The 13,675-nt window shown below is 64.3% G+C and carries 15 protein-coding genes; 9 read left to right on the top strand and 6 right to left on the bottom strand.

Annotated elements, in window-relative coordinates; all coding sequences use genetic code 11:
- Nucleotides 1-19 precede the first annotated feature (19 nt).
- Nucleotides 20-1,384, bottom strand: coding sequence for an FAD-dependent oxidoreductase (locus ACWAT4_RS03455; RefSeq protein WP_212427884.1), 1,365 nt, complete (start codon nucleotides 1,382-1,384; stop codon nucleotides 20-22).
- 109 nt (nucleotides 1,385-1,493) lie between these two features.
- Between ACWAT4_RS03455 and ACWAT4_RS03450 the strand changes: the two genes are divergently transcribed.
- A complete protein-coding gene (locus ACWAT4_RS03450; protein ID WP_212427883.1) occupies nucleotides 1,494-2,378 on the top strand; it encodes a LysR family transcriptional regulator in 885 nt (294 codons plus the stop codon).
- A gap of 60 nt (nucleotides 2,379-2,438) precedes the next feature.
- On the top strand, nucleotides 2,439-2,708 hold the full coding sequence (locus ACWAT4_RS03445) for a hypothetical protein (protein ID WP_249154615.1): 270 nt from the start codon (nucleotides 2,439-2,441) through the stop codon (nucleotides 2,706-2,708).
- Between the two features lie 3 nt (nucleotides 2,709-2,711).
- Here the strand turns inward: ACWAT4_RS03445 and ACWAT4_RS03440 are convergent, their stop codons facing one another.
- Complete coding sequence (locus ACWAT4_RS03440) at nucleotides 2,712-3,515, bottom strand: enoyl-CoA hydratase-related protein (protein ID WP_212427881.1); 804 nt, start codon at nucleotides 3,513-3,515, stop codon at nucleotides 2,712-2,714.
- A gap of 155 nt (nucleotides 3,516-3,670) precedes the next feature.
- On the opposite strand from ACWAT4_RS03440, the gene ACWAT4_RS03435 reads away from it, so the two are divergent.
- The gene (locus tag ACWAT4_RS03435) at nucleotides 3,671-4,645 is read left to right on the top strand and encodes a ketopantoate reductase family protein (protein ID WP_449729799.1); all 975 of its coding nucleotides are present in this window, start codon (nucleotides 3,671-3,673) and stop codon (nucleotides 4,643-4,645) included.
- 3 nt (nucleotides 4,646-4,648) lie between these two features.
- On the opposite strand, the gene ACWAT4_RS03430 is transcribed toward ACWAT4_RS03435, so the two are convergent.
- The gene (locus ACWAT4_RS03430; RefSeq protein WP_212445844.1) at nucleotides 4,649-5,326 is read right to left on the bottom strand and encodes an alpha/beta hydrolase family protein; all 678 of its coding nucleotides are present in this window, start codon (nucleotides 5,324-5,326) and stop codon (nucleotides 4,649-4,651) included.
- Between the two features lie 128 nt (nucleotides 5,327-5,454).
- Between ACWAT4_RS03430 and ACWAT4_RS03425 the strand changes: the two genes are divergently transcribed.
- Nucleotides 5,455-6,600, top strand: a complete 1,146-nt coding sequence (locus ACWAT4_RS03425; RefSeq protein ID WP_212427878.1) for an acyl-CoA dehydrogenase family protein — start codon at nucleotides 5,455-5,457, stop codon at nucleotides 6,598-6,600.
- 8 nt (nucleotides 6,601-6,608) lie between these two features.
- Here ACWAT4_RS03425 and ACWAT4_RS03420 read toward each other — a convergent pair whose 3' ends face one another.
- Complete coding sequence (locus tag ACWAT4_RS03420) at nucleotides 6,609-7,589, bottom strand: helix-turn-helix domain-containing protein (protein WP_449729798.1); 981 nt, start codon at nucleotides 7,587-7,589, stop codon at nucleotides 6,609-6,611.
- Between the two features lie 125 nt (nucleotides 7,590-7,714).
- On the opposite strand from ACWAT4_RS03420, the gene ACWAT4_RS03415 reads away from it, so the two are divergent.
- On the top strand, nucleotides 7,715-8,440 hold the full coding sequence (locus tag ACWAT4_RS03415) for an alpha/beta hydrolase (RefSeq protein WP_449729797.1): 726 nt from the start codon (nucleotides 7,715-7,717) through the stop codon (nucleotides 8,438-8,440).
- Nucleotides 8,441-8,462: 22 nt separating this feature from the next.
- On the opposite strand, the gene ACWAT4_RS03410 is transcribed toward ACWAT4_RS03415, so the two are convergent.
- On the bottom strand, nucleotides 8,463-9,347 hold the full coding sequence (locus ACWAT4_RS03410) for a LysR family transcriptional regulator (RefSeq protein WP_212303515.1): 885 nt from the start codon (nucleotides 9,345-9,347) through the stop codon (nucleotides 8,463-8,465).
- Between the two features lie 103 nt (nucleotides 9,348-9,450).
- Between ACWAT4_RS03410 and ACWAT4_RS03405 the strand changes: the two genes are divergently transcribed.
- The 3 genes from ACWAT4_RS03405 to ACWAT4_RS03395 are packed head-to-tail and all read left to right on the top strand — an operon-like array spanning nucleotide 9,451 to nucleotide 10,938.
- Complete coding sequence (locus ACWAT4_RS03405) at nucleotides 9,451-9,879, top strand: DoxX family protein (RefSeq protein ID WP_449729796.1); 429 nt, start codon at nucleotides 9,451-9,453, stop codon at nucleotides 9,877-9,879.
- Between the two features lie 20 nt (nucleotides 9,880-9,899).
- Nucleotides 9,900-10,361: a DsrE family protein gene (locus ACWAT4_RS03400; protein ID WP_449729795.1), complete on the top strand. Its 462-nt coding sequence runs from the start codon at nucleotides 9,900-9,902 to the stop codon at nucleotides 10,359-10,361.
- Nucleotides 10,354-10,938, top strand: coding sequence for a TlpA family protein disulfide reductase (locus tag ACWAT4_RS03395; protein ID WP_212427875.1), 585 nt, complete (start codon nucleotides 10,354-10,356; stop codon nucleotides 10,936-10,938). Before ACWAT4_RS03400 ends, ACWAT4_RS03395 begins: the two co-directional genes overlap by 8 nt.
- Before the next feature lie 5 nt (nucleotides 10,939-10,943).
- On the opposite strand, the gene ACWAT4_RS03390 is transcribed toward ACWAT4_RS03395, so the two are convergent.
- Nucleotides 10,944-12,083: an amidohydrolase/deacetylase family metallohydrolase gene (locus ACWAT4_RS03390; protein ID WP_212427936.1), complete on the bottom strand. Its 1,140-nt coding sequence runs from the start codon at nucleotides 12,081-12,083 to the stop codon at nucleotides 10,944-10,946.
- 195 nt (nucleotides 12,084-12,278) lie between these two features.
- On the opposite strand from ACWAT4_RS03390, the gene ACWAT4_RS03385 reads away from it, so the two are divergent.
- Nucleotides 12,279-13,670 carry an NAD-dependent succinate-semialdehyde dehydrogenase gene (locus ACWAT4_RS03385; RefSeq protein ID WP_212427874.1) on the top strand — a complete coding sequence of 464 codons (1,392 nt, stop codon included), beginning with the start codon at nucleotides 12,279-12,281 and terminating at the stop codon, nucleotides 13,668-13,670.
- The last annotated feature ends 5 nt before the right edge of the window (nucleotides 13,671-13,675 follow it).

Below are 13,675 nucleotides of genomic sequence, written 5' to 3'. Positions count from 1 at the left end.
ATTCGCTTTTTGCAGTCCGTTACAGGCCCTTTGGCACGGGTTGATCCCGTCCGATGAAGGCGCCCTGTTGTTTCAACGTTTCCTGCAATTTTTCAATGGGGATGTCACGCGGGATCCGGTTTCCGGATAGCGCCAGGGCAGCCGCGGAACCGGCGGCCTCCCCCATCGCGAAACAGGCCCCGGAAACCCGTGCCGCCGACTGCCCTTCATGAGTCATCGAGGCGCAGCGGCCGGCGACCAGGAGATTGTCGACGCCCTCGGGCACCAGCATCCGGTACGGCAGCTCGTTATAGCCGCGCGATTCCGGGATCGGCGGGAAGGTGAAGATGACATCGCCGGCAACATGGGCCTCGATCGGCCAACCATTGACGCCGATGGAATCCTCGAACGAGGCGCAGCCGAGCACGTCCTCGCCGCTGAGCTGGTAGCCGCCCTTGATTCGGCGGGTCTCGCGGATGCCGAGTTGCGGTGGCAGGTCGACAATGTAGGACTTTTCGAAGCCGGGCACGGTGCGCAGGAACTCGAAGGCCGCGAGCGCCTGCTTGCGCCCCTCGATTTCGCCACGGGTGAGGTCGTCGGGCTCGACGCCGTTGATGGCGTGGCCGTCCTCGCGCGCCACCTGGGTAAAATTCACCCGCCATTCGATGCCGGATTTCTGCGGGCGCACGATCGCGCTTTTGCGCGGGAATGTGTGCGTGCCGGCCGCTAGGGCCGCTTCCATCAATTGCGGGATGGTGCGCCAGGCGTCGCCCGCCTTTGCGGGATCGATGCCGTTGAGGCGGAGCATCATCGACGGATACATCGGATGGCCGTGTTCATCGCCGATTTCAAAGGGCGCGCCGGCCCAGACTGCGAGATCGCCGTCGCCGGAGCAATCGATGAAGATCTCCGATCGCACCGCCTGCCGGCCGGCTTTGGTCTCGACCATCAGCGCATCGATGCGGCGGTCATCGCCCATCACGACGCCGGCGCCGAGGGCATGGAAAAGGATATGCACCTTGTGGCTGGCCAAAAGTTCGTCGGCCGCGATCTTGTAGGCGGCGGTGTCATAGGCCTGCGCAAAGACCTTGCCGAGGATCAGATGCGGCGAATTAAGCCCATTCAGATGATCGATCCGCGCCAGCAGGTCTGACGCCAGACCCTGCACCAGCCGCACGGCCTCGCCATAAACATTGCCATGCAAGCCACAGAAATTGGTGACACCGGCGGCGGTCCCCATGCCGCCGAGAAAGCCGTAGCGCTCGATCAGTAGCGTCTTCCGCCCGGCCCGTGCTGCTGACGCGGCCGCGACAATGCCGGCCGGGCCGCCGCCGAGCACCACGACTTCATATTCGCCGTAAAGCGGCACCTGGCGCGCTGGTTCATCGATCGTCGTGGCCCGCATGGCGCGTCCTTCCCGGTTTCCCTTGATTGGGGCGACTATGAATTAACGCGGCCTGAGCTACAATCCACCAAAATACGCGATCAGCTTTCGCGAATCGAGAAAGATCAACATGGACATCCTGGTGAACCTTCAGGCCTTCCTCGCCACCGCAGACGCGGCCGGCTTCTCCGCCGCCGCGCGACAACTCAATGTCTCGACCTCGGTCGTGGCAAAACGCGTCACGCAGCTGGAGGCACGGATCGGCACGCCGCTGTTTCATCGCTCGACCCGGCAATTGCGGTTGACCGAGGCCGGCCAACGCTACGTGCATCGCGCTCGCGGCGTCGTCACTGACGCAACCGACCTGCTGTCGCGCATGGGCGAGAAAGGTCACGATCTGGTCGATCACCTCCGCATCAAGGCGCCGACCTCGCTGACGGTGGCGCGGCTTGCAGATGCCTTCAGCGTATTCCAAACCCAGAACCCGCGGCTAAAACTCGAGATCGTGCTGATCGATCGACCGGTCGATCCCGTCACGGAAGGTTTTGATATCGCGATCGGCGCCTTCCCGCATTCCTTCGGCGGCGTGATCGACGAGCCGCTATGTTCGCTGAAACGGCTGCTCTGCGCCTCGCCCGCGTACCTGAAGAAGCACGGCACGCCAAAGCATCCGCGCGACCTCGTCGAGCATCGCTGCCTCAGCTTCATGCCGACCGGCCCCGAATGGATCTTTGACGGGCCGCGCGGCCGCGTCAGCATCCAGGTCAGTCCACTGCTATCGTCGAACGAGGGACATGTGCTGACGCGCAGTGCGATCGCGGGCAACGGCATCACGCTGATCTCGCATTATCTCGTCGCGGATGCCTTGCGCGACGGCACGCTGAAGCCGGTGCTGCGCGACTTTCCGATTCCGGAATTATGGGTGAAGGCGGCGATTCCCGAGCGGCGGCGCAACGCCGCCGCGGTGCAGGCGCTGCTGACTTTGCTAAAAACGTCGCTCGCGTCGTCGCTGTAAGCCACAACATGACGGTTGCCCTCGATCAGCGGACCTGAGAGAAGGGCCGCGATGGATTCGATGCCCGTTAAATTCGCTCTCGCCACCCTGGCTGCCCTCGCGATCTCAGCGGCCCCCGCCGCAGCTCTCGAGCAGAACTGCCGCTTCATCCAAGCCAAGGCCGATCGCGAAGCCTGCTACGAGAAGCAGGAAGAAGAGCTGGCTGCGAAGCGTAACAAGCCTAAGCCAGTGGCAACTGACGAGAGCAAGTCACTCGAATCGCTACGCCAGATGCGGCAGGACGACGACGCCGTTTATCGCAGCATCCACGGCATCTGCCGCGGCTGCTGACGCTCAGCCCTTCCCCGCTCCCCACTTCGCCGCCCGCTTCTCGGCAAACGAGGCCAGACCCTCCGCCGCCTCCGCGCTCTGCCGCTTGAGCGAATGCAGCTGGACGAGCCGCGTGTACGCCGCATCGTCCACCGCCATGCCGCCGAACGAGCTCTCCAGCGCCAACCGCTTGGTCTCGGCCAAGGCCTCCGGGCCATTGGCGAGCAGCTGCTCGACCACCTTGGCTCCGGCGGCTTCGAGATCGGCGAGCGGGACCACGTCATGCACGAGCCCGATGCGGCGGGCCTCTTCGGCGCCGAAGCGTTCCCCGGTAAGTGCGTAGCGGCGGACTTGCCGTACACCAATGGCGTCGCAGAGCTGGGGAATGATGATGGCGGCGGTCAGGCCCCAGCGCACTTCGGTGATGGAAAACAGGGCGTTGTCGGCGGCGATCACCACATCGCAGGCCGCGATCACTCCGGTGCCGCCGCCGAAGCAGCCACCCTGCACCAGGGCCACGGTCGGGATCGGCAGCGTGTTGAGCCGCTGCACGGCCTCGAACGTCGCCCGCGACGCCGCCTCGTTGGCCTCGGCGGATTGCGGCCGCACGCCGTTGATCCATTTGAGGTCGGCGCCGGCCTGGAAATGCTTGCCATTGCCCCTGAGCACGACGACACGAAGGTTGGGCCTCTTTCCGAGCTCGTCCATGGCCGCGAGCACGCCCGCGATCAAGGCCCCGTCATAGGCGTTGTTCACCTCCGGTCGGTTCAACGTGACGGTCGCAACCCCACGCTCATCAAGGGTCCATAGGACGGGGCTGGCAGTCATCGGCGTTCCTCCGGTCAGATTGATTACCTCGTACTATGGACGAGGCGACGCACCGCGATCCATATCTTTCCGGCGTGGGGCGGTCGCGCCCATCGCATGGCGGCTTGTGTCATGCTGGCGCCGGGCGGCACTTCCAGTTCAGGGACGGAATCATTATGCGCATCTGCATTTTCGGCGCGGGCGCCGTCGGCAGCCATCTTGCGGTACGGCTGGCGCGCGCCGGTCATGACGTTTCGTGCGTGATGCGGGGGGCACATCTCGAGGCGGTCAGAGCCCATGGTCTCAAGCTGCGGGTCGGCGATTCCGAGGTCTCCGCCAAGGTGAACGCCTCGGGCGATCCGGCGCAGCTCGGGCCGCAGGACGTGGTGATCTCGACGCTGAAGGCCACGGCGCTCACGGGGCTGGTCTCCAGCATCAAGCCGCTGCTTCAGGACGATACCGCCATCGTATTCGCGCAAAACGGCATTCCCTGGTGGTACGGTATCGGCCTGCCGCCGCGACACCCGGCGCCGCCGGACATTTCCTTCCTCGATCCGGGCGGTCGCCTGCGCGCGTGCATCCCGAAGGAACGGATCATCGGCGGCGTCATCTTCTCCTCCAACGAGGTCACCGCGCCCGGCGTGGTGCAGAACCTGACGCCGGACCGCAACCGCCTCCTGATCGGCGAATGCGACGACCGCAATTGCGAGCGCATCACGAAGCTTCGTGGCATCTTCAACGACGCGCGGCTGGAATCACCGCCGGTGGCCGAGATCCGTGAGGCGATCTGGTCGAAGCTGCTGACGAACATGTCGCTATCGGTTTTGTGCCTGCTCACCGGCCAGACCGCGCGCGGCGTGCGTGACGATCCCGCTTTTGCCGAGGTCATTCCGCGCATGCTGAACGAGGCCAACGACATCGCCCAGCACTTCATCCCCGAGGTCAAGCGCGTGACGCGCAGCGGTCCCGCGCCCAACCACAAGCCGTCGCTGCTGCAGGACTACGAGCTCGGCCGCGCCATGGAGATCGACGTGCTGGTGAAGGCGCCCGCCGCCTTCGCGCGCGCCGCCGGTCTGTCGACGCCGACGCTCGACCTGATTGCGGCGCTCGCGATCCAGAAGGCGCGCGACAAGGGGCTGTATTCGGCCTGAGCCTCAGGCGCGTTGGTCGATCCAGCCCGCAAGCGTGTCGAGCACCTCTGCAAGCGCCTCGTCGTTGGTGCGGCCCGACTTCTTCAGCACCGCGAAGGAGTGGTCGCCGCCTTCGATCTCATGCAGCGTCGCTTTCGCCCCGAGTGCCGCGACGACGGGCTTGAGAAGACTGAGGTCGGCGAGTCCGTCTCGGGTTCCCTGGAGAAACAACATTGGAATAGCGACGCTACCAAGGTGCTCGGCACGCTCGGACGACGGCTTCTTGGCGGCATGCAGGGGAAAGCCGAGGAAAGCGAGCCCTTTGACTCCAGGCAACGGTGCCTTCGACTGCGCCTGCGATGTCATGCGTCCGCCGAACGATTTTCCGCCGGCGACAACCTTCAATCCCGGGCACAGCCGTGCCGCCTCCTCGACTGCCGCGCGGACGGCGGCATGCGCCACCGCTGGCTGATCGGGACGTCCCTGCTTGTTTTCCATGTAGGGAAAATTGAAGCGGAACGTCGCGATGCCGCGCTTCGCTAGCCCTTCCGCGATCTTGTCCATGGATGCATGCCGCATCCCGGCGCCGGCGCCATGCGCCAGGACGTAGCAGGCGCGCGCGCTGTCCGGCTGCGTCAGGATCGCCGAGACCGTGCCGATGTTGTTGATGTCGAGCTTGAGCTCTTTGGTTTTGACGGCCACAATCAGACATCCCTACAGGCGCGTTTCCGGCCGCCTTGGTAGCGTCACCGGCGCAGCCTGAAAACACAATAATTGCTGCGCCCGCCTGGCTTACCAAGCCGGCAAGCCGCATCAACCGAGGTATACCCATGTCCTATCGCTCCTCCTGGATGACCGAAGAGCTCGACGTCTTCCGCGATCAGTTCCGGAAATATCTCGCCAAGGATCTGGCGCCGCACGCCGAGAAATGGCGCGAGCAGAAGATGGTCGACCGCTTCGCCTGGCGCGGGCTCGGCGAGATGGGGGCACTGCTGGCGAGCGTGCCGGAGGAATATGGCGGGCTGGGCGCGACCTTTGCCTATGACGCGGCGGTGCTGGACGATCTCGAGAGCACGGTGCCGGAGCTGACGACTGGCGTCTCCGTGCACAGCGCCATCGTCGCGCATTACATCCTCAATTACGGCTCGGAGGAGCAGAAGAAGCGCTGGCTGCCGAAGATGGCCTCGGGCGAGATGGTCGGAGCCATCGCCATGACCGAGCCCGGCACCGGCTCGGACCTGCAGGCGGTCAAGACTACGGCGAAGAAGCAGGGCAATTCCTACGTCATCAACGGCCAGAAGACCTTTATCACCAACGGCCAGGCCGCGGATCTCGTCATCGTGGTGGCGCGCACCGGCGAAGCCGGCGCCAAAGGCATTTCGCTGATCGTGGTCGAGACTGAAAGCGCTGATGGCTACAAGCGCGGGCGCAACCTCGACAAGATCGGCCTGCATGCCTCCGACACGTCAGAACTGTTCTTCGACAACGTGACCGTGCCGCCGGAAAACCTGCTGGGCAAGGAGGAAGGCCAGGGGTTTGTGCAGCTGATGCAGCAATTGCCGCAGGAGCGGCTCGCGCTGGCAGTCGGCGCCGTGGCCTCGATGGAGCGCGCGGTCAAGCTTACCACCGAGTACACCAAGGAGCGGAAAGCGTTCGGCAAGCCGCTGATGGATTTCCAGAACACCGCCTTCACGCTCGCCGAGCGCAAGACCGAAGCCATGATCGCGCGCGTCTTCGTCGACTGGTGCATCGAGCGCCTCGTCGCCGGGGATCTCGACACCGTCACCGCGTCGATGGCGAAATACTGGTGCTCGGACAAACAGGTGCAGACCGCCGACGAATGCCTCCAGCTGTTCGGCGGCTACGGCTACATGCAGGAATATCCGATCTCGCGCATCTTCATCGATTCCCGCATCCAGAAGATCTACGGCGGCACCAACGAGATCATGAAGCTGCTGATCGCGCGGTCGCTGTAGGGGCGTCGCTACCGCCCCCTCCAATCCCGCGGCCGGCAGCCAAAACGCTGCTTGAAGCGCCGCGTGAAGTGGGAGAGGTCCGAAAAACCCCAGTCGAAGGCGATAGAGCCAATCGCACGATCCGCCATTGCGGGCTCTTTCAGATCCCTGGCGATGCCATCGAGGCGGCGCTCGATCACATAATCGGTAAAGCAAGAGCCCGACCGCGCCAGCAACTTGTGCACATAGCGCTCGCTGATGCCGACGGCCTCGGCCACATCGACAACCGCAAGGCCCGGCTCGCGCAGCCGCCGGTGAATGGCCCGCTTAAGCGCCAGCAGGCTCGCATCGGTCAGGCTGTCGGCCTCTACGGTGCGCGCGCGGCTTTGCCGCGACAGGCTCATCGCGACCAGCTCGATCAACGCCCGGAACAGATGCACGCCGTCGTCTTCGGTCATGCGCAGCGCTCCGTCGCTGAGCGTACGCGCCGTCTCGACAATGAGGTGGCCGACGAATGGATCGTCCGAGACGCGCGCCGCGGTGACGTCGAACGACGCCGGCAACCGCTCACGTAAGGCCTCCGCCGGCACCCAGAACGACGCCACCTGCAACTGCCGGCCGCGATCATGCAGAAGCGCGAATTGCCGATCGCTGTCGAAGATGCCGACCTGTCCGGGCGACAGGCTGATCTCGCGGTCATCCTGCCGGATGCGGCAACGGCCGGCCAGCTTCAGATTGAGATAGAAGCAGCTGCGGTCCGATGCAGCGATATCGGCCGCGGAGCGGCGCACCACATGCTCGGGAAAGCTGACGCGGTTGATCGCGGCCTCGCCGAGGCGGATGTGTTCGACGCTGGCGGCAAAGCCTGAGGCCGCCGCCGGCTCCGGCGTCAGGTTCATGAAGGCCTGGCAGATCGCCTCGCGGTAGTAGGCGAACTGCTCGCTCGTTCGCGTATCCGCCGTGTGCCAAGCCGATTGCCGTGGCGGAGCGGGGCGCGCGATTTCCTGCATCGGTTCACTCCGAGACCAATCCGGTTCACTTCCAGCCAAGCGCCAAATCCGTCGGCGGTCCAGATTGGCCCCGCGGCGATACGCCCCTGCGCCGATCTAACCACACCCCCGGGAGGAGCCACAACATGTCGACCTACGTTCTCGTCCATGGCGCCTGGCACACCGGTGCCGAGTTCGAGCCCGTCGCCGCCCCGATCCGCGCCGCCGGCCATCAGGTCTACACGCCGACGATCCGGGGTAACCGCCCGGGTGACGCCAAGACGACGGGACTGAAGGAAGCGATCCAGTCGATCGCCGATTATCTGGCCGAGAACAACCTGAAGGACGTCATCCTGCTCGGCCATTCCTATGGCGGCATGATCATCACCGGCGTCGCCGACCTCGTACCCGAGCGCATCCGCCGCCTGGTCTATTGGAATGCCTTCGTGCCCAACAACGGCGAGAGCCTCAACGACATGGTGCCGCCGCACTATGTCGGGCTGTTCGACGCGATCGCGGCCGAGCGCGGCGACGGCTCGGTGGTGCTGCCCTTCCCGGTTTGGCGCGAAGCCTTCATCAACGATGCCGATCTCGAAACGGCGCAGCGGGCCTATGACGTCCTTAATCCGCATCCGCTGGCGACCTTCAGCGACAAGATCGCGCTCAAGGTCAATCCGGCCGAGATGCAGCTGGCGAAGTCCTATATCAACTGCACTGAGGACACCGCACTACCGCATAGCTATGGCTGGCATCCGCGGCTGTCGGAAAAGCTTGGCCTATTCCGCCTGGTGCAGGTGCGTGGAAGCCACGAACTGTGCTTTTCCGATCCGGCGCGTCTCGCCGAAGCGATCATGGAGGCAGGACGTGACTAGCTCGCGCGCGTTGGGCTGAGGGCTATTTCATCCGCTTGTCGGCGGCGATGAAGTCGATGAAGGTCCGCACCTTCGCGGAGAGATATTTGCGGCTGGGATAGACCGCGAACAGCTTTCCAACGAATATGATGTGCTCGGGCATGACGTGCTCGAGCCGTCCGCTGGCGATGTCCTCGGCGACCAGCCATTTCGGCAGGAAGGCAAGGCCCATGCCCTCGAGCGCGGCCATGTGCAGCAGCGTTTCGTTGCCGCTGCGCAGCACCGGATTGAGCTTGACGGTCTCGGGACCGTGCTCACCGGTGAAGGAGAAGCTTTCGCCGGGATAGAGCGCGTAGTGCAACAGGGCCTGGCCAGCGAGATCGGCGAAGGTCGCCGGGCGGCCCGCGCGTTTGATGAAGGCGGGAGCGGCCACCATGTAGAACGGGACGCTGGTGATGGGGCGCGCGATCAACGCCTCGTCCGGCGCGCCGGTCGCACGCAGGGCGAGATCGAATCCCTCCTCGACCAGATTGACCAGCCGTCCACTGAGATCGACGTCGAGCCGCACCTCCGGATAGCGCGCCTGATAATCCGCCAGCACGCCCGCGAACATCGTGTTCGCCATCCACACCGGCGCCGTGAGTCGCAGGGTGCCATGCGGCACGACGGTCGCGTTACCGACGGCGGCCTCGATCTCGTCGAGCGAATCGAGCATCTGCCGCGCCTGCTCGAAATAGATTGCGCCGCTCTCGCTCAGGCTGACGCGCCGGCTGGTTCGGTTGAGCAGCCGCGTGCCGAGCCGCTTCTCGAGTTGCATCACGTGCTTGCTCACCATCGCGGGCGAGATGCGCAGGCGCTGCGCCGCGGTCGCGAAGCTCTTCAGCTCGGCAACCAGGCAAAACACCCTCATGCTGACCAAGGAATCCATGCGATCATCAACATTCAGGAAATGAACTACTCCCGAAACCGATAATGATCAAAAATGGAGAAACTATCAAATGGTGGCAACCCTCACATTTTGGAGAACCACCATGTCGACCACCACCTTCGAAACCGCCGCACCCGGCCGCACCCTTCGGATCGGCCTCTGGACCGCGCAGTTCCTCATCGCCTTTGCCTTCATCGGGGCGGGGCTGGTCAAGCTCACCACACCCATTCCCCAGCTTGCCGCGATGATGCCGTGGGCCGGGCAGTATTCCGAAACCTTCGCTCGCTCCATCGCGCTGATCGATCTCGCCGGCGGAATCGGCATTCTCCTGCCCGCCCTGACGCGGATCCTGCCGCGGCTGACCGTGCTGGCCGCGTTGGGCTGCTCCGTGCTGCAGGTGCTTGCGCTCGCTTTCCACCTCTCGCGCGGCGAGGCCGAGGTGACGCCGCTGAACGTGGTCCTGCTGACCCTCAGCCTGTTCGTGCTGTGGGGTCGCAACAGCAAGGCGCCGATCGCGCCGCGTCAATTCTGACCAGTGGGAATACCGCGGCCATGATCTCTGGCAACGGATGGTCCCGCAGGGGCTTGCTTGCCGGCACCGCGATCCTCACGGCCGGCGGCGCAGCCGCCGCCAAGGAGGATCGCCTCGCTGACGGCGTCGTGATCCTGATCGACAGCAACGAGCCTTATGTGATGGGACACGCCATCAGCTATTCGGCTAATCTGGCAAGACACTTTGCCGACAAGGGCGCGCGGTTGCTGATTGAGGTCGTCGCCAACGGCAAGGGCATCGACGTCTTCCGCGCGGACAAATCGCCGCTGATCGAGCCGCTTGCGACGCTGCGTCACTCGCTGCCCAACCTCACCTACAGCATGTGCGCGTCGTCGAAGGCGATCGCAGAAGCCAAGGAGCAGGTCTCGATCCCGCTGGTCTCAGGCGCGAGCCTCGTGCCGTTCGGCATCGGACGCGTCGTCGATCTGCAACTCAAGGGCTGGGCCTATATTCATGCGTGAGAGGTCTCGTGCGTTGTCGCGGCGATCGTTCCTGATGGCCGCGCCGGCACTTCTAGCCTCGACGCGCGCGATCTGTGCGCTAGATGGCTGGCCGCCGGTGTTCGAAGCCGGCCGCAGCCAGTTCACGGTGGTGCGTCCACAGGCGCCGATGCCGCAGCTCAGGCTTCAGGACCCGAACGGCCGGGATGCCGTCGTGACGCCGAAGCCGGGCCGCATCACATTGGTGAACTTCTGGGCCACCTGGTGTCCGGCCTGCCGGCTCGATCTGCCCACGCTGGCGCGCCTTGCTGGATCGCGGTCCGACCGGCTCGACATCGTCGCGATCTGCACGGACACCAAGGATCTGCGCAAGGTTCGCGCGTTTCTGGGCAGCCTCACCGTGAAGGACCTCGCCTGCTATGTCGATGCCTATGGGGCAGCCGCGCAAGCATCGACCGAGATGTTCCCAATCATCGGCATGCCCATCACCTATCTCGTCGGAACGAGCAGTCGCGTCGAAGGCTACATCGCCGGTGCGCCCGACTGGCTCTCACCCGCAGGCGCGCGGCTGCTGCAATTCTATCGCGAGCAGGCTTGATCCGCTCAGTTCGGATGCCACCAGCGGCCACCGATGACGACGCCCTCCGACACGATCTTCTTGTCACCGATGAGGTGCTCGCCGACAACGTCCTCGTAGTCGAACTGGCCTTGCTTGACGGAGATCAGCGTGGCGTCGCCGACGCTGCCCGGCTTGAGGCTGCCGAGCTCGGGACGCCGCAGTGCCATCGCGGAATTCTCCGTCGACGCCGCGATCACGTTCGACAGCGACATGCCCATGCAAAGGAATTTCGACATGGTCGTCACCTGGTCGAATGCCGGGCCGTCGATGCAGAGCTGATGGATGTCCGACGAGATGGTGTCCGGATAGAAGCCGTTGGCGAGCATCGCACGCGCGGTCTTGAATGCGAACGAGCCCTTGCCGTGGCCGATATCGAACAGCACGCCGCGCTCGCGCGCGTCCAGCACCGCCTTCTTCACCGTGCCCTGTGCGGTCGCCGGCGTGTTCGGGAAGGGACGGAACGCATGGGTCAGCACGTCGCCGGGGCGAAGGCGGGCCAGCACCTCCTCATAGCTCGGCGGCGGATGGTCGATATGCGCCATCAGGGGCATGCCGACTTCGTCGGCAACCTGAAGCGCGATGTCGAGCGGAACGGTCCCCGACGTACCCGAGGAGTGCAGGCCGACGCGCACCTTGATGCCGACGATGAGATCGCGGTTGGCATCGGCGACCTTGGCCGCATCGATCGGATTCATCAGCCGCAACTCCTCGCTCTCGCCGACCATGATCCGGTGCGAGAAGCCGAAGATGCCGGCGTGCGAGACGTGCAAATACGCGAGGATGCGGACCTGGCTCGGCTCGATCACGTGCTTGCGGAAGCCCGCGAAATTGCCGGGCCCGGCGCTTCCGGTATCGACCGAGGTGGTGACGCCGGAGGTGCGGCAGAACTCCTCGGCATCGATGCCGAGCGAGGTGCCGCCCCAATAGACATGGGTGTGAAGATCGATCAGCCCCGGGGTCACGATGAGCTGCGAGACGTCGCGAACCTCAGTCGCCGGATCCGCCTTCAATCCATTGCCCACCGCCGCCACCTTGCCACCAGCAAAGCCGACATCCGTGACGGCATCAAGCTTTTGGGACGGGTCAACCACACGGCCGCCGCGCAAGATCAGGTCGAAGGGCATCATTGTCTCCGGATGTCGCGGTCACATGCAGGCGGGATCAATCGTTCGGACAGGCAGGCATCCCCCTGCACATCGATAATCACGACATGATTCATGTCAATGTCCGAGCCGGGCCCAACCATATGATCCGATCGACCGGAAAGCCGGCAGTGATCTGGCCTTCCAACAACATGCTCGCTCCAAAGGAATGCTGACATGAGCTACGCCACCGTCAATCCATATACTGGCGAGACTCTGAGGACCTTTCCAAACGCAAGTGACGCCGAGGTCAGCACGGCCATCGACAGGGCCGACGCAGCCTTTCGCGCCTGGCGCGAGGTACCGGTCTCGGCACGTACGGCGATTCTGCAGAAAGCGGCCGACATTCTACGGCGGGACAGCGATGCCTATGCGAGATTGCTGACGCTCGAAATGGGCAAGCTCTATGCCGAGGCCAAGGCCGAAGTCGAACTTTGCGCGCGCATCTTCGAATACTACGTTCTCAACGCTGAACATCTGCTGCGGCCGGAGAAGCTGCCGGTGGCAGACCCGGCAGAGGGTGAGGCGATGATCGTTCACGACCCGCTCGGCGTGATCCTCGCCATTGAACCGTGGAACTTTCCTTACTACCAGATCGCGCGCATCATCGCGCCGCAACTGTCTGCCGGAAACACCATCCTGCTGAAACACGCCTCGAACGTACCGCAAAGCGCGGCAGCCTTCGAACGCATCATGCGTGAGGCCGGCCTGCCGGAAGGATGCTTCACCAAGCTCTACGCCACCCGTTCGCAGGTCGAGATGATCATCAACGATCCCAGGGTCCATGGCGTCGCGCTCACCGGCTCCGAGGATGCCGGCGCGATCGTCGCCGCGCAGGCCGGCAAGGCACTGAAGAAATCGACGATGGAGCTTGGCGGCGCCGACGCGTTCGTCGTCCTGGCCGATGCAGACCTCGAAAAGACCGTCAAATGGGCGGTCTTCGGCCGGCACTGGAACGGCGGCCAGGTCTGCGTTTCCTCCAAGCGGATGATCATCGTCGACGAAGTATACGACGAATTCCTGGCCCGCTATCGCAAGGGCGTTGCCGCTCTCAAAGCGGGCGACCCATTCGATCCCGACACCACGCTGGCGCCGCTCTCGTCACAACACGCTGCCGACGAGATCCGGGACAGGATCCAGCAGGCCGTGAAGCAGGGTGCGAAAGCCGAGGAGATCGGCCCGTCGGTGCCCAACCAGGGCGCATTCGTTCAGCCCACGATTCTCACCGAGGTCAGCGAGGACAACCCAGCCCGCTATTGGGAGTTCTTCGGCCCGGTCTCCATGCTGTTCCGCGCCAAGAACGAGGCGGACGCGGTGCGCATCGCAAACGATTCCCCGTTCGGCCTTGGCGGGTCGGTGTTCACGTCGGACACTAAACACGGCGCGGAAGTCGCGCGAAAAATCTCGACCGGCATGGTGTTCGTCAATCACCCGACCAAGGTGGAAGCGGACCTGCCGTTCGGCGGCATCAAGCGATCGGGCTATGGCCGTGAACTCCTCGGGCTCGGACTCAAGGAATTCGTCAACCACAAGCTGATCGACGTGGTCGATATCGACGCCCGCTTCTGATCGGG

It is taken from the genome of Bradyrhizobium sp. T-1 (assembly GCF_053592855.1).
The sequence above is the reverse complement of the archived record's forward strand: the minus strand, read 5'-3'. Positions and strand labels throughout refer to the sequence as shown.